The sequence below is a fragment of the Duffyella gerundensis genome (assembly GCF_001517405.1).
In the GTDB taxonomy this organism is placed as follows: domain Bacteria; phylum Pseudomonadota; class Gammaproteobacteria; order Enterobacterales; family Enterobacteriaceae; genus Duffyella; species Duffyella gerundensis.
The window spans coordinates 294,962-311,474 of sequence record NZ_LN907827.1; the positions used below are offsets into that span (position 1 = coordinate 294,962).

The 16,513-nt window shown below is 58.6% G+C and carries 10 protein-coding genes; 7 read left to right on the top strand and 3 right to left on the bottom strand.

The genetic code is table 11. From position 1 onward, the window contains the following. From livF to ugpQ, 6 genes are all read left to right on the top strand, one after another. Nucleotides 1-714 carry a high-affinity branched-chain amino acid ABC transporter ATP-binding protein LivF gene (livF, locus tag EM595_RS01330; RefSeq protein WP_067427120.1) on the top strand — a complete coding sequence of 238 codons (714 nt, stop codon included), beginning with the start codon at nucleotides 1-3 and terminating at the stop codon, nucleotides 712-714. A 409-nt stretch (nucleotides 715-1,123) separates the two neighbouring features. Further along, nucleotides 1,124-2,443: a sn-glycerol-3-phosphate ABC transporter substrate-binding protein UgpB gene (ugpB, locus tag EM595_RS01335; RefSeq protein ID WP_067435060.1), complete on the top strand. Its 1,320-nt coding sequence runs from the start codon at nucleotides 1,124-1,126 to the stop codon at nucleotides 2,441-2,443. Nucleotides 2,444-2,499: 56 nt separating this feature from the next. Beyond that, nucleotides 2,500-3,387, top strand: a complete 888-nt coding sequence (ugpA, locus tag EM595_RS01340) for a sn-glycerol-3-phosphate ABC transporter permease UgpA (RefSeq protein WP_067427123.1) — start codon at nucleotides 2,500-2,502, stop codon at nucleotides 3,385-3,387. Beyond that, the gene (gene ugpE / locus EM595_RS01345) at nucleotides 3,384-4,229 is read left to right on the top strand and encodes a sn-glycerol-3-phosphate ABC transporter permease UgpE (protein ID WP_067427126.1); all 846 of its coding nucleotides are present in this window, start codon (nucleotides 3,384-3,386) and stop codon (nucleotides 4,227-4,229) included. Before ugpA ends, ugpE begins: the two co-directional genes overlap by 4 nt. Then, entirely contained in the window at nucleotides 4,229-5,302 is a 1,074-nt protein-coding gene (locus EM595_RS01350; protein WP_067427129.1) for a sn-glycerol-3-phosphate import ATP-binding protein UgpC, read from the top strand. The genes ugpE and EM595_RS01350 overlap by 1 nt, the downstream gene beginning before the upstream one ends. 2 nt (nucleotides 5,303-5,304) lie before the next feature. After that, complete coding sequence (gene ugpQ / locus EM595_RS01355) at nucleotides 5,305-6,045, top strand: glycerophosphodiester phosphodiesterase (RefSeq protein WP_067427131.1); 741 nt, start codon at nucleotides 5,305-5,307, stop codon at nucleotides 6,043-6,045. A gap of 1 nt (nucleotide 6,046) precedes the next feature. Here ugpQ and EM595_RS01360 read toward each other — a convergent pair whose 3' ends face one another. After that, nucleotides 6,047-6,346 carry a DUF2756 domain-containing protein gene (locus EM595_RS01360; RefSeq protein ID WP_067427134.1) on the bottom strand — a complete coding sequence of 100 codons (300 nt, stop codon included), beginning with the start codon at nucleotides 6,344-6,346 and terminating at the stop codon, nucleotides 6,047-6,049. 191 nt (nucleotides 6,347-6,537) lie between these two features. Here EM595_RS01360 and ggt point away from each other — a divergent pair, with 191 nt between their 5' ends. Beyond that, on the top strand, nucleotides 6,538-8,277 hold the full coding sequence (gene ggt, locus EM595_RS01365; RefSeq protein WP_067427141.1) for a gamma-glutamyltransferase: 1,740 nt from the start codon (nucleotides 6,538-6,540) through the stop codon (nucleotides 8,275-8,277). Nucleotides 8,278-8,351: 74 nt separating this feature from the next. Here the strand turns inward: ggt and EM595_RS01370 are convergent, their stop codons facing one another. Beyond that, a complete protein-coding gene (locus tag EM595_RS01370) occupies nucleotides 8,352-10,364 on the bottom strand; it encodes an Ig-like domain-containing protein (RefSeq protein ID WP_157883834.1) in 2,013 nt (670 codons plus the stop codon). 190 nt (nucleotides 10,365-10,554) lie between these two features. Then, complete coding sequence (locus EM595_RS01375; RefSeq protein WP_067427147.1) at nucleotides 10,555-16,398, bottom strand: Ig-like domain-containing protein; 5,844 nt, start codon at nucleotides 16,396-16,398, stop codon at nucleotides 10,555-10,557. Nucleotides 16,399-16,513 lie beyond the last annotated feature (115 nt).

The following is a 16,513-nucleotide window of genomic DNA, read 5'->3' on the forward strand; positions in this document are numbered from 1 at the left end:
ATGACCGATCCCATGTTAACGCTGGAGAATGTCAGCGCCCATTACGGAAAAATTCAGGCGCTGCACTCGGTAAGCCTGCATATCAATCAGGGCGAAATTGTGACCCTGATCGGCGCCAACGGCGCAGGCAAAACCACGCTGCTCGGCACACTATGCGGCGAACCGCGTGCCAGCCAGGGGCAAATCACCTTTGATGGCAAAATCATTACCGACTGGCAAACCGCCCGCATTATGCGCGAGGCGATCGCTATCGTGCCGGAAGGGCGCCGGGTCTTCTCGCGCATGACGGTGGAAGAGAATCTGGCGATGGGCGGTTTTTTTGCCAGCCGTCCGCAGTATCACGAGCGCATTGAGCGCGTCTACGATCTCTTCCCGCGTCTGCTGGAGCGTCGGCTGCAGCGTGCTGGCACCATGTCCGGTGGCGAACAGCAGATGCTGGCCATTGGCCGTGCGCTGATGAGCCAGCCGCGGTTGTTGCTGCTCGATGAACCGTCGCTGGGTTTGGCGCCAATTATCATCCAGCAGATTTTTGACACCATCGAAAAACTGCGCGCTGAAGGCATGACCATTTTCCTGGTGGAGCAGAATGCTAATCAGGCGCTGAAGCTGGCGGACCGGGGGTATGTGCTCGAAAACGGCCACGTCGTGCTGGAAGATAGCGGCGAAGCGTTGCTATCCAATGATTCGGTGCGTAGCGCGTATTTGGGGGCGTAACGGCCTGGCTTACTCGTAGGTGAAAGGGTAACGGCCTGGCTTGCTCGATAGCTCGCGGTTGGGCAGTGCGCGCAATGCTCACGTACTTCAGTACGCTCCGCTTGCTGTGCGCTGTCCGCCCGCGATCTCTCTTCGACGCCGACGGCCTTGATCGAGGGGGAAGGGCAAGGGCAAAGGGCCACGTCGAAGGGCGCGATTAACGCGCGTTGAAACATAAGTAAGCGTGAAGCGGCTGCGGCCGCTTTTTTTATGGCTGGCGTAGTGAAACCTTGCCGTCATCTCTGCAATCTGGCTGTCACCGGGTTGTCATGTCGTGGTTATTATTCTGTCATTTTCCCGTGTCATGTTACTTCGCGAACAGGAAAAAAGCGTGTTGTTGCACGCACCTACCATGTCACAGGAAACCGATATGTCATCTTGCAAACTGGGTTATCGCGCGCTGAGTCTGGCGCTGGGCTTGGCACTGAGCGGTCACGCGCTGGCAGCGACCGAGATACCGTTCTGGCATTCGATGGACGGCGAGCTGGGGAAAGAGGTGGATTCGCTGGCGCAGCGCTTTAACCAGACGCATCCCGATTACAAAGTGGTGCCGGTTTATAAAGGCAACTACGAGCAGAACCTGGCGGCGGGCATTGCCGCCGTGCGTACCGGTAAAGCGCCTGCGCTGCTGCAGGTGTATGAAGTCGGCACGGCGACCATGATGGCGTCGCAGGCGATCAAGCCGATGTATCAGGTGTTCAAGGATGCGGGCATTCAGTTTGATGAGAAACAGTTTGTGCCAACGGTGGCCGGTTACTACACCGATGCGAAAAGCGGACACCTGCTGTCGCAGCCGTTTAACAGCTCGACGCCGGTGCTCTACTACAACAAAGACGCCTTCAAAAAAGCGGGCCTCGATCCGGAGCAGCCACCGAAAACCTGGCAGCAGCTGGAAAAAGATACCGATGCCCTGCGCAAAGCGGGCGTGAGCTGCGGCTACGCCAGCGGCTGGCAGGGATGGATTCAGATCGAAAACTTCAGCGCCTGGCATGCGCTGCCGGTGGCCACGGAAAACAACGGCTTTGACGGCACCAACGCGAAGCTGGTGTTCAACGGTCCGGTGCAGGTGCGCCATATTCAGCTGCTGGAAGCGATGAATAAAAAAGGCACGTTTACCTATTTTGGCCGCAAAGACGAATCCACCGAGAAGTTTTATAACGGTGACTGCGCCATCACCACCGCGTCATCTGGCTCACTGGCCGATATCCGCCATTACGCCAAATTTAACTACGGCGTGGGCATGATGCCGTACGACGATACGGTGAAAGAAGCGCCACAAAACGCCATCATCGGCGGCGCCAGCCTGTGGGCGATGAAAGGCAAAGATGACGCGACCTACAAAGGTATCGCGCAGTTTATGCAGTTCCTTGCCCAGCCGGAAATCGCCGCCGAATGGCACCAGAAAACCGGTTATCTGCCAATCACCACCGCTGCCTATGAGCTGACGCGCAAGCAGGGCTTTTACGACAAAAATCCCGGTGCTGATATCGCCACCCGCCAGATGCTGAACAAGGCGCCGCTGCCGTTCACCAAAGGTCTGCGCCTTGGCAACATGCAGCAGATCCGCACCGCAGTGGATGAAGAGCTGGAAAGCGTCTGGACCGGCAAGAAAACGCCACAGGCCGCGCTGGATGCCGCAGTTGAACGTGGCAACCTGTTGCTGCGCCGCTTCGAACAACAAACGAAGTAATCCTCCTTCGGGGCGGTTTTCGCCGCCCCTGTTCTCTGTTCTGCGTAAGGTTTGCTATGTCTTCAGCCCGCCCCGTATTTCGCAGCCGCTGGCTGCCTTATCTGCTGGTGCTGCCGCAACTCTGCATCACGGTAATCTTCTTTATCTGGCCCGCGGGTGAAGCGCTCTGGTATTCGCTGCAAAACGTTGACCCTTTCGGCATCTCCAGCACCTTTGTGGGCATGGAAAACTTCAGCCGCCTGTTTGCCGATGACTACTATCTCGCCTCGTTCTGGACCACGCTGAAATTCAGCGCGCTGGTGACCTTTTTTGGCCTGAGCATTTCGCTGCTGTTTGCCGCGCTGGTTGACTACGTTTTGCGCCTGCGCCGTTTTTATCAGACGCTGCTGCTGCTGCCCTATGCGGTGGCACCGGCCATCGCCGCGGTACTGTGGATGTTTCTGTTCAATCCCGGACTCGGCCTGATTACTCACGTGTTGCAGCTGGTTGGCTATCAATGGAACGTGGCGCAGAACAGCGGCCAGGCGATGTTTCTGGTGGTGCTGGCGTCGGTATGGCAGCAAATCAGCTACAACTTCCTGTTTTTCTTCGCCGCGCTGCAATCCATTCCCCGTTCGCTGGTGGAAGCGGCGGCGATCGATGGCGCCGGACCGGTGCGTCGTTTCTTTCAGCTGTCGCTGCCGCTGATCACGCCGGTGAGCTTCTTTCTGCTGGTGGTCAATCTGGTGTACGCCTTCTTCGATACCTTCCCGGTGATTGATGCGGCGACGCAGGGCGGACCGGTGCAGGCGACCACCACGCTGATTTATAAAATCTACCGCGAAGGCTTTGCCGGGCTCGATCTCTCCTCATCGGCCGCGCAGTCGGTGGTGCTGATGCTGCTGGTGATTGTGCTCACCATCATTCAGTTCCGTTACGTCGAACGTAAGGTGCGTTACCAATGATTGAAAACCGTCCCGGATTGACCTTTTTTAGCCACGCCGTGCTCTGGCTGGGCGTGCTGACGGTGCTGTTTCCGCTTTATGTCGCCTTTGTCGCGGCGACGCTGGATAACCAGCAGATTTATCAGGTGCCGATGACGCTGATTCCCGGCGGCCATTTATGGCAGAACCTGCAAACCATCTGGCGCGACGGCGTGAACAGCAACAGTCCGCCGCTGGCGGTGCTGCTGCTCAACAGCACGCTGATGGCGCTGGCGATCACCATCGGCAAAATCAGCGTCTCTATGCTCTCGGCCTTTGCGCTGGTGTGGTTCCGCTTTCCGCTGCGTAACCTCTTTTTCTGGATGATTTTCATCACTCTGATGCTGCCGGTTGAGGTGCGTATTTTCCCTACCGTCGAGGTGATTGCGCGGCTGAATATGCTCGACAGTTACAGTGGATTGACGCTGCCGCTGATGGCGTCGGCTACCGCCACTTTCCTGTTTCGCCAGTTCTTTATGTCGTTGCCCGATGAGCTAATGGAGGCGGCACGCATCGATGGCGCCAGCCCGATGCGCTTCTTCTGGGATATTGTGCTGCCGCTGTCGCGCACCAATCTGGCGGCGCTGTTTGTGATCATCTTTATCTACGGCTGGAACCAGTATCTCTGGCCGATCCTGATTACCAGCGATGCGCACATGGGCACGGCGGTCGCAGGCATTCGTAGCATGATTTCGTTCGGTGACGGTTCAACGCAGTGGAATCTGGTGATGGCAGCGATGCTGTTGACGTTAATTCCACCGGTGGTGGTGGTAATGGTAATGCAGCGCGCCTTTGTGCGCGGGCTGGTGGAGAGTGAAAAATAATGGCAGGCGTCCGACTTCAGGCAGTAACAAAATCCTATGACGGTAAAAATCAGATCATCCAGCCGCTGAATGTCACGGTCAATGACGGCGAATTTATGGTGATGGTCGGCCCGTCGGGCTGCGGAAAATCGACCCTGCTGCGCATGGTCGCCGGGCTGGAGCGCGTCTCTTCCGGCGATATCTGGATCGATCGCCAGCGCGTTACCGAGCTGGAGCCTAAAGATCGCGGCATCGCCATGGTGTTCCAGAATTACGCGCTCTATCCGCACATGACGGTGGAACAGAACATGGCTTACGGCCTGAAAATTCGCGGCATGGGTAAAGAGCAGGTGCGCCAGCGGGTGCTGGAAACCGCCCGTAGCCTGGAGCTGGATAAGCTGCTGGATCGCCAGCCGCGCGAGCTGTCAGGCGGCCAGCGTCAGCGTGTGGCGATGGGCCGCGCCATCGTGCGTGAACCGGCGGTGTTTCTGTTTGATGAGCCGCTCTCCAACCTCGATGCGCGCCTGCGCGTGCAGATGCGGCTGGAGTTACAGCAGCTGCATCGCCGTCTTAACACCACCAGCCTGTACGTCACGCACGATCAAGTTGAGGCGATGACGCTGGCGCAGCGCGTAATGGTAATGAACAAAGGCGTGGTCGAGCAGATGGGCACGCCGGTCGAGGTGTACGAACGTCCGGCGACGCGCTTTGTTGCCAGCTTTATTGGCTCGCCGGCGATGAACCTGCTGGAAGGCCAGGTCAGCGCCGACGGCAGCAGTTTTATCGTCGCGCCGGACATGTTGATCCCGCTGGGTGCGCCGCGCACCCGCTGGGCCAATCGCGCCTTGACGCTGGGCGTCCGGCCAGAGCATATTCAGCTGGCAACGCGTGACACCGGCGGCGTGCCGCTGGTGCTGGAGACGCTGGAACTGCTGGGCGCAGATAACCTTGCGCACGGCAAATGGGGCACTAATCGCGTGGTAGCGCGGCTGCCACACGCCGTCAGACCGGCCGCCGGATCGCCGATCTGGCTGCAGCTGCCGCCAAAAACGCTACACTTTTTCGACGCTAACACTGGCATGCGAATGGAATAATCATGAACAAATCCTGGCCTTATCCTGCCGTGGTCGCCCATCGTGGCGGCGGCAAACTGGCACCGGAAAACACGCTGGCGGCGATTGACGTCGGCGTGCGTTTCGGCCACACGATGATCGAATTTGACGTTAAGCTCAGCCAGGACGGCCTGCCGTTTCTGCTGCACGACGACACGCTGGATCGCACCAGCAGCGGTTACGGCGTGGCGGGCGAACTGCCGTGGCAAACGCTAAAAACCTTTGATGCCGGCGGCTGGTTCAGCGGTGAATTTGCCAGTGAAAAGCTGGCGCTGCTCAGTGACGTAGCGGAAAAATGCCGCCAGCATGCGCTGTTTGCCAATATTGAAATCAAGCCTTCGCCAGGCACCGATCGCGAAACGGGCCGCGCTGTGGCGCTGGCGGCCGAACAGCTGTGGCAGGGCCAGCCGGCACCGCTGCTCTCCTCTTTTTCATCCGCGGCGCTGGAAGCAGCAATGGCGGCCGTGCCCGCTTTGCCGCGCGGCCTGCTGCTGGATGAGTGGCATGACGACTGGCAGGCGCTGACCGCATCGCTGGATTGTGTGTCTCTGCATCTTAACCATCGACTGCTGGACGCTCAGCGCACGGCACAGCTGAAAGCCGCAGGCTTACGCGTGTTTGTCTATACCGTGAATAAACCTGAACGGGCAAGAGAGTTACTGAATTGGGGTGTCGATGCGATCTGTACCGACCGCATCGACACTATCGGACCTGACTTCGCCTGAGTTACTGCGTGCTGTTTTGATTCACCGACGGCACGCGGCTCTGTCCCGGCTGCGACTGCAACACGCGCTGCTGGGTGCTGTTGCGCTGTTCCTGTAATTTACGCTGCATATCCTGGCTCTGGCGCTGCTGACTCTGCTGGAGCTGCTGTTTCTGCTGCTGCGACTGATTGCGCATCTGATTCTGCATGCGCTGCTGGCTCGGATTGTAGCCCGGCTGATTTGCATCGTTATTGTTGTTCAGCATGTTGGCCGACGCCGCCAGCGGCAGCAGGGCAACACACATCGTTAGCCACTTCTTCATTCTCTTTCCTCCATTGCTGCGACAGTGCATCTGGCCTGACAAAGGCCAGCGGCTGTCTGGTTTACTTTAGTGTAGCTCACAGCCTGCGACCCCAGGAGTTAACCGAATTTGACTTAGCGTGCAATTTGTTGCTGTATTTGTAGGCGTATAAAAACAGTAAACAAAATGTAAATAAAAAGGGATGGTCGCGGATGATAACAACACGGTTTTGCCAGCTGAGCTGGTCAGTTATGCTCTGTTTTAGCCTGGTGCAGGGCGCAAGTGCGGCGCCTTCACCGGTCTCGTACGGCGTGGAAACGGACACCTTTCACCCGGTAAAAGAGCAGCACGGCATGGTGGCGAGCGTGGATGCGCTGGCCACGCAGGTCGGCGTTGATATTCTCAAACAGGGCGGTAATGCCGTCGACGCCGCGGTGGCAGTGGGGTTTGCCCTGGCCGTGACCCATCCGCAGGCGGGTAATCTTGGCGGCGGCGGTTTTATGATGCTGCGCACCGCTTCAGGCCGTACCACCGCCATCGACTTCCGTGAGATGGCGCCCGCGCGCGCCAGCCGCGATATGTTCCTTGATGCCAACGGCAATGCCGACAGCAAACGCTCCCTGACTTCGCATCTGGCTACCGGCACGCCCGGCTCGGTAGCGGGCTTTGCGCTGGCGGCGCAGAAATATGGCACGCTGCCGCTGAGCCGTCTGCTGGCACCGGCGATCAAACTGGCGCGCGATGGCTTCGTGGTCAACGAGGCGCTGGCCGACGATCTCAACACCTACGGCAAAGAGGTACTGCTCGCCCATCCCAACAGCAAAGCGATCTTCTTTAAGGCCGACGGCGCACCGTATCAAAAAGGCGAAAAGCTGGTGCAGAAGAACCTTGCGCACAGCCTGTCGCTGATTGCCAAACAGGGGCCGGACGCCTTTTATAAAGGCGCGATTGCCGATCAGATCGCCAGCGAGATGGCGGCCAACGGCGGCCTGATTGGCAAAGCCGATCTGGCGGCCTATCGCGCGGTGGAGCGTAAGCCGGTCAGCGGCAGCTATCGCGGCTATGAAGTGTTCTCTATGCCACCGCCGTCATCAGGCGGCATTCACATCGTGCAGATTCTGAATATCCTTGAGAACTTTGATCTGGCGAAAATGGGCTTTGGCAGCGCCGATGCCATTCAGGTGGTCGCTGAGGCGGAGAAATATGCTTATGCCGATCGCTCTGAATACCTTGGCGATCCCGATTTTGTGAAGGTGCCGGTGCAGGCGCTGACCAGCAAAGCCTATGCGAAATCGCTGGCGCAGCAGATCGACCTGGCCAAAGTGCGGCCCTCCAGTGAGATCAAACCCGGCAAGCTGGCACCGTATGAAAGCAATCAAACCACCCATTTCTCGGTGGTCGACAGCAAAGGCAATGCGGTAGCGGTGACCTATACGCTGAACACCAACTTTGGTAGCGGCATCGTGGCGGGCAACAGCGGCATCCTGATGAACAATGAAATGGATGACTTTTCCGCCAAGCCGGGCACGCCAAACGTCTACGGTTTGGTCGGCGGCGAGGCCAATGCGGTGCAACCTGCCAAGCGTCCGCTCTCTTCCATGTCACCGACCATTGTGGCGAAAGATGGCAAAACTTGGCTGGTAACCGGCAGCCCTGGCGGCAGCCGCATTATCACCACCGTGCTGCAGATGGTGGTCAACAGTATCGATTTTGGTATGAACGTCGCAGAAGCGACCGCTGCGCCGCGTTTCCATCATCAGTGGCTGCCGGATCAGCTGCGGGTGGAGAAGGGCTTTAGCCCGGATACGCTGCGCCTGCTGGAAACCAAAGGCCAGCACGTGAAGGTGCAACCGGCGATGGGCAGCACGCAGAGCATTATGATTGGGCCGGATGGCATGCTGTACGGTGCCTCCGATCCGCGTACCGTTGACGATCTTACTGCGGGTTACTGACCGCGGTTGCGGCAGGATGTGAACGAAAAAAGGGACGCCGCGGCGTCCCTTTTGCTCATCCCTTATCGCCGATGTTACTGGTCGACTGACGCGGAATTCCACTCATCAAGCAGCGGTGCGGCAACCGGTACAAAACCGGTCGGTGCTGCCGGCTGACCGTCATTAACCTCAGGCGCTGGCGCGGCAAACAGCAACGCTTCAGGCTCTTCCAGCAGGCCATTCACTGAGAGCGTCGATGGCACGTCGATGTGCAGCGTAAACTGCACATCGCTGCTGTGCTCAACACCATTGCTGTCTTTCACATTGAAAGTGAGGTCGTTCTGTCCGCCCGGCAGTGGGGAGGTCGGCGTAAAGGTCCAGTGCCCTGAACCATCCACCTTAAATGAGTGCAGCAGATCGCCGTTATCGCGAACCACAATAACCGTACCTGGCGTCACGTAACCCAAAAGCTGCGGCATGGTGTCATCGGTGTGCGCACCATTCTCCAGCAAATTGCGATCCTCGCCGATATTATCCAGGGCGAAATTAATCTTCAGGTCGTAGAGGGTGAACTCAACGCTGTTGCCTGGCACGCCGATCGTCTCGCCGGTGTTTAAATCCATCGACTGAGCGTAAAACCGTTGCTCGCCTGCGCTGGATATTTGTGGCGAGTGGTGCCAGTTGCCCTGCTCATTGACCCAGGCAAAGCCAGAGAACTGGTGATCGCCATAAAAAATAGCCACAAAGGTTGAAGGTTCGCCGGTGCCTCTTAGCACTGGCGAGGCATCAAGGCTCACACCGCCGTTCTCAATCAGTTTTTCACCGTTGCGGTTGTCATAAATACCTTCGATAGTCGGGCCAGGTGCCAGCTCTGGTGGCTCCGGGATTTCCGGCACGGGAGCATCAATGATCAGGGTAAACGTACTGTCACTCAGGTGTTCATTGCCATATTGATCCAGCACCGAGAAGGTGATTTCACGTTCGCCATTTCCCAGCGGTTCGCGCGGTGAATACGCCCAGTGACCTGACTCATCCACATGTATCGTGCGCAGCAGGTTGCCGTTTTCACGAATGACCAGCGTGGTGTTTGGCGTGGTGAAACCGCCGATCAGTGGCGTGCTATCTTCGGTGCGATCGCCATCCTTCAGCTCGCCGCTGTTTGCCACGTTATTGGCATAAATCAAATGGATATTCATTTGATAAAGCGTGAAGTCAACGGCATTACCCGCCTCGCCAACCGGCTGCAAGGTTTTCATATCAACCGCCCTCGCGGACAGCTGATGCTCGCCAGTCAGCCCCTGCGGCAGCGTATAGCTCCAGTTACCTTCGGTATTCACGCGCGCATAGCCCATTAACTGCTGGCGCGCATCAAAAATAGCGACGTAAGAAGAGGGCTCGCCGGTGCCTTTGAGCATCGCCGCGTTGTCGAAGGAGGCACCAAAGTTATCAATTGGTTGATCGCCGCTGGTGCGATCATAAAGTCCATCGATCACCGGCGTACGTGGCGCAGGCCCCGGCGGGGTTTCCGGATCAACCGGTGTCGGCGGAATAATGGGTACGATCGGCGTCGTCGGCGGCGGGGCTGGGATGGTCGGATCGTGCGGGTTTTCCGGCAGGCCTGGCTGGGATGGCGCTTGTGGTCCTGTACGCGCCGGCGTAATAGACGACATCACCGGTGGCGAAGGCGGTTCATCTGGAAAACCCGGCAGAGAGGGGCGCTCAGGCTCAACCGGCGTTTCAGGTACCACCGGCACTGGTGGAATTTCTGGCATCACCGGTGGCGAAGGCGGTTCATCTGGAAAACCCGGCAGAGAGGGACGCTCAGGCTCAACTGGCGTTTCTGGAACAACCGGCACTGGTGGAATTTCTGGCATCACCGGCGGCGAAGGCGGCTCGTCTGGCCAGCCCGGCAGAGAGGGGCGCTCAGGCTCAACCGGCGTTTCTGGAACCACCGGGGGGTTTTCTGGCTGTGGAATAAGCTCAGGTGGCAAAGGCGGATAGCCAGGCATCACAGGTGCGCCGGGACGTTCAGACATCACGCCCTGCGCCTTGCGACGCGCGATATCGGCATCATGTCGTGAAGGGGCTGCTGGGATTGATTTCATCATTATTCCTCATTGTTGTGAGCGGCCATTCTGAGGCGAACCAACGTGGACCGTCCTTGAGAAGCGTCCCGAAGCGGTTGAGGATGCAGTTAATGACTACTGTCGGTGCTAAAAGATAAAAAAAGGGCCATGTTCAACATGGCCCTTTGCGTATTATCCGGCGCGCTGCGCGCCGCTATCTGTTACGGATCGATTAATAGTGATTCGTTGTGCTCTCCCACTCCTGTACCAGCGGCGCAGACGCCGGGATAAAGGCCGTTGGTTCAACCGGTTGCGTGGTGCTGAGTTCCGTCTGCGGCTCATCGAACAGCGGTACATCAGCGTCCTGCAGCAGTGAGCGCACAGTGAGTGAACGATCGATTTCAGGCGCGGTGATCGTCAGCTCAAACCAATCGGTCCTTTCAAGCTCATTACCGGCTGAATCTCTGATGGTGCCGATAAAGGAATAATCACCGGCAGGCAAAGGCTTGTCCGGCGTCCAGCTCCAGTTGCCCTCAGGGCCAATGGTTTCTTTGGCGAATACGCCATCTGTACCAAAGATTTCAATAATGCTGCCCGGCTTGCCGGTACCCCGTAGCGTGGGCTGTGAATCATCGGTGCTGCTGCCACTGAGCAGTGGATCGGTTACCGCACCGACATCATCATCTGCAGAGAGAATGGTCAGCGGGATCGCCGGATCGACATGCAGTGTAAACGCCTCAGAAATGTATTCTTCGCCTTTGTCGTCAACGGTAACAAAGGTGAAGGTGTGCTCACCTTTTTCCAGCGCCGGAGATGGCGTGTAGGTCCAGACGCCCCACGGATCGACTTTGGCCTCGCCATAATACTGGTCGTTGATGTACACCGCGATGGTGCTGTCCGCCAGCCCTTTGCCCGCAAAATATGGCGTGGCATCGTCGGTGGCATCGCCGTTATAAAGCATTGTCAGCCCGTGAACATTACTCGCCGCGCCGTCAATGACCGGCGCAAAGTAAACCACCGGTGCATTGATGATCAGGCTAAACGTCGGGCCGGCAGGCAGCGTGGTGCCATCCGGGCTGGTGACCACCACGTAAAACTCATGGCTGCCGTTGCTCAGCGTTGAGTTCGGCGTGTAGCTCCACTCACCCTTATTATTGATCTCTGCGTAGCTCATTAACTTGCCGTCGTAGAAGATCTCCACCGAGCCGCCTGGCGTGCCGACGCCGCGCAGCGTTGGCTGGGCATCATCGGTTGTCGAGCCGCTGGTCAGCGCATCGGTGACCTCACCGACGTTGTCATCCGCGGAAACAATGCGTCCGGCAACGTGGCTGATGATCTCAAGGTTAAAGTCGGCGCTGGCGTACTCGCGGCCATCCTCGCCCACGGTGACAAAGCTGAAGCGGTAATCGCCGGCTTCCAGCGGCTGGGTTGCGGTCCAGCTCCAGTTGCCATAGCGATCGACCGGTACCTCGGCGATAACCTTGTCGTTGTCGCGCACTTCGATAGTGCTGTTCGGCGTACCACGTCCGGAGAAGCGCGGGGTGGTGTCATCGGTGATGCTGCCGTTGCTGAGGTACTTTTGCGTCAGCACGTTATCGTAAACGTTGCTGATGGTCGGCGCGGTGTAGCTCACCGGCGGCGCAATGGTCAGGGCGAAATTCGGGCTGTTGGCCAGCACGGTGCCATCCGGGCCGGTGACTTTGGCGTAGAAATTGTGTGCGCCCGCGGCCAGCGCGGAGGACGGCGTGAAGCTCCATTCGCCGCTCTCATTGATTTTCGCCGAGCCGATCAGACGGTTGTTGTCGTAAATCCGGACGATGCCGTCCGGCGTGCCGACGCCGTTCAGGGTTGGCGTGGTGTCGTCAGTGCGCGCGCCGCTGGTCAGCGGATCGGTGACGGCACCAACGTTGTCCTCGGCAAAGTCGATGCGACCGGCAACGTGGCTGATGATCTCAAGGTTAAAGTCGGCGCTGGCGTACTCGCGGCCATCCTCGCCGACGGTGACAAAGCTGAAGCGGTAATCGCCCGCTTCCAGCGGCTGGGTTGCGGTCCAGCTCCAGTTGCCATAGCGATCGACCGGCACCTCGGCGATGACCTTGTCGTTGTCGCGCACTTCGATAGTGCTGTTCGGCGTGCCGCGGCCAGAAAAGCGCGGGGTGGTGTCATCGGTGATGCTGCCGTTGCTCAGGTACTTTTGCGTCAGCACGTTGTCGTAAACGTTGCTGATGGTCGGCGCGGTGTAGCTCACCGGCGGCGCAATGGTCAGGGCGAAATTCGGGCTGTTGGCCAGCACGGTGCCATCCGGGCCGGTGACTTTGGCGTAGAAATTGTGTGCGCCCGCGGCCAGCGCGGAGGACGGCGTGAAGCTCCATTCGCCGCTCTCATTGATTTTCGCCGAGCCGATCAGACGGTTGTTGTCGTAAATCCGGACGATGCCGTCCGGCGTGCCGACGCCGTTCAGGGTTGGCGTGGTGTCGTCGGTGCGTGAGCCGCTGCTCAGCGGATCGGTGACGGCGCCGACGTTGTCTTCGGCTGAGGTAATGCGGCCCGTAACCTGGCTGATGATCTCAAGGTTAAAGTCGGCGCTGGCGTACTCGCGGCCATCCTCGCCGACGGTGACAAAGCTGAAGCGGTAATCGCCGGCTTCCAGCGGCTGGGTTGCGGTCCAGCTCCAGTTGCCATAGCGATCGACCGGCACCTCGGCGATAACCTTGTCGTTGTCGCGCACTTCGATAGTGCTGTTCGGCGTGCCACGTCCAGAAAAGCGCGGGGTGGTGTCATCGGTGATGCTGCCGTTGCTGAGGTACTTTTGCGTCAGCACGTTGTCGTAAACGTTGCTGATGGTCGGCGCGGTGTAGCTCACCGGCGGCGCAATGGTCAGGGCGAAATTCGGGCTGTTGGCCAGCACGGTGCCATCCGGGCCGGTGACTTTGGCGTAGAAATTGTGTGCGCCCGCGGCCAGCGCGGAGGACGGCGTGAAGCTCCATTCGCCGCTGTCGGTGATCTTGGCCGAGCCGAGAAGGCGGTTGTTGTCGTAAATCCGGACGATGCCATTTGGCGTGCCGACGCCGTTCAGGGTTGGCGTGGTGTCGTCGGTGCGTGAGCCGCTGCTCAGCGCATCGGTGACCGCGCCGACGTTGTCCCCGGCTGAGGTAATGCGGCCCGTAACCTGGCTGATGATCTCAAGGTTAAAGTCGGCGCTGGCGTACTCGCGGCCATCCTCGCCGACGGTGACAAAGCTGAAGCGGTAATCACCGGCTTCCAGCGGCTGGGTTGCGGTCCAGCTCCAGTTGCCATAGCGATCGACCGGCACCTCGGCGATAACCTTGTCGTTGTCGCGCACTTCGATAGTGCTGTTCGGCGTACCACGTCCGGAGAAGCGCGGGGTGGTGTCATCGGTGATGCTGCCGTTGCTCAGGTACTTCTGCGTCAGCACGTTGTCGTAAACGTTGCTGATGGTCGGCGCGGTGTAGCTCACCGGCGGCGCGATGGTCAGGGCGAAATTCGGGCTGTTGGCCAGCACGGTGCCATCCGGGCCGGTGACTTTGGCGTAGAAATTGTGTGCGCCCGCGGCCAGCGCGGAGGACGGCGTGAAGCTCCATTCGCCGCTCTCATTGATTTTCGCCGAGCCGATCAGACGGTTGTTGTCGTAAATCCGGACGATGCCGTCCGGCGTGCCGACGCCGTTCAGGGTTGGCGTAGTGTCGTCGGTGCGTGAGCCACTGCTCAGCGGATCGGTGACCGCGCCGACGTTGTCATCGGCTGAGGTAATGCGGCCCGTAACCTGGCTGATGATCTCAAGGTTAAAGTCGGCGCTGGCGTACTCGCGACCATCCTCGCCGACGGTGACAAAGCTGAAGCGGTAATCACCGGTCTCCAGCGGCTGGGTTGCGGTCCAGCTCCAGTTGCCGCTGCTGTTGACCGGCACCTCGGCGATAACCTTGTCGTTGTCGCGCACTTCGATAGTGCTGTTCGGCGTGCCACGTCCAGAAAAGCGCGGGGTGGTGTCATCGGTGATGCTGCCGTTGCTCAGGTACTTCTGCGTCAGCACGTTGTCGTAAACGTTGCTGATGGTCGGCGCGGTGTAGCTCACCGGCGGCGCAATGGTCAGCGCGAAATTCGGGCTGTTGGCCAGCACGGTGCCATCCGGGCCGGTGACTTTGGCGTAGAAATTGTGCGCGCCCGCGGCCAGCGCGGAGGACGGCGTGAAGCTCCATTCGCCGCTCTCATTGATTTTCGCCGAGCCGATCAGACGGTTGTTGTCGTAAATCCGGGCGATGCCGTCCGGCGTGCCGACGCCGTTCAGGGTTGGCGTGGTGTCATCGGTGCGTGAGCCACTGCTCAGCGGATCGGTGACGGCGCCAACATTGTCATCGGCAGAGTCGATGCGGCCCGTAACCTGGCTGATGATCTCAAGGTTAAAATCGGCGCTGGCGTACTCGCGGCCATCCTCGCCCACGGTGACAAAGCTGAAGCGGTAATCGCCGGCTTCCAGCGGCTGGGTTGCGGTCCAGCTCCAGTTGCCATAGCGATCGACCGGCACCTCGGCGATAACCTTGTCGTTGTCGCGCACTTCGATAGTGCTGTTCGGCGTGCCGCGGCCGGAGAAGCGCGGCGTGGTGTCATCGGTGATGCTGCCGTTGCTCAGGTATTTCTGCGTCAGCACGTTGTCGTAAACGTTGCTGATGGTCGGCGCGGTGTACTCAGTCACCGGCACGATTTCGAGCGTGAACTCAGGGCTTTTTGTCAGTTCTGTGCCATGCTCATTCACTTCGCGCGCAAAGAAACTGTGTGTACCTGCCGGCAGTTTGCTTGATGGCGTGAAACTCCATTCGCCGTTGGCGTTGCTCTTTGCCGAACCCAGATAGTAATAGCCCTGATAGTAGATTTTGACCAGGCTGTTTGGGTTGCCGGAGCCGTGCAGGGTTGGTGTTTCATCGTCAGTACGGTCGCCGGAATGCAGTGCGTCTGTCACATCGCCAACGTTGTCATCGGCATACAGAATTTGCGCAACCACCGGAATCACCACTTCCAGCATAAACGGTTCACTGGCGTGTACGTTGCCTTCACTATCAACTACTTCAAATGTCAGCGTGTAACTGCCCGCTTCCAGTGCCGGAGACGGTGTCCATGTCCACTCGCCGTCGCTGTTCACTTCCGTCTGGCCAATTTCTTTACCGTTATCACGCACTACGATGGTCATACCCCGCGCATAAGCGCCGCCGCTAAAGGTTGGCGTGGTATCGTCGGTGGTATCGCCACTAGTCAGTCTGCTGTTGCTGCCTTCGTTGTCATGAACTGACCAGATATCCGGCGTCGGTAGTGGTGGCGGTGGCGGTGCTACGCCAATTCTGACATCAATGGTTTCGCTGGCGTAGCTGACGCTGGACGAATCATTGGGATCGACCGCAACGGCCTGATAGGGAGGCAACATCCTGCCCGCGATTTCCAGCGCCCAGTTGCCGTCTTCATTCGCCTGTACGCTCCCCACGGGCATGCCCAGATAGTTAGTAATATAAACAATTGCGTGCGGATCGGCGGTGCCTTTTAGCAGCGGCGTGGTGTCTTCGGTATAGCGATTTTCAACCAGCACTTCACCGTTACGGTTGTCGTAAGCGCCTTCAATCACCGGACGGCTGAGGACAGGAACCGGATTGGCCGGCAGGTCGGGGTCGCTTGGGTGGCGAATATGGTTATAGCCGATGTTATATGTCTCTGAAAAAATCCAACTCCCGTTTTCCTGCTCGGTTCGGGCAACGATCCGCTGGCTTCCAACAGGAAGCGGTGTGGTGGCCAAAAAGCTAAAATTACCGTTTTCATCGGCATAGCCTTCGCCCAGTTTAATGCCCACCGAGTAAATCTGAACCAGGCTACCTGGCTCGGCGGTGCCGCTAAAGCGCGGCATGGCGTCATCGGTCGCGGTATCCCGTTCCACAACGCCGGTTGTGGTGCCCGAATCACTGTAGATTTCGGTAATGACCGGCCGAATTGGTGAGGAGAGCAGTTGGATATCACCGTTCAGTGTGCTGTCCTGCGGCGTCGCACCAGCGCGAGATGTGTTCTTTGAATCTTTCATACGCTTCCTTTTTAGGATTTTATGTAGAGGGGTAAAGCTGAGCGCTATAGTGGTTTAGCGCTTTTTTTATTGCCCTGAGAAGCGTCTTGAAGGGATGAGACTGACGTTTATTTAC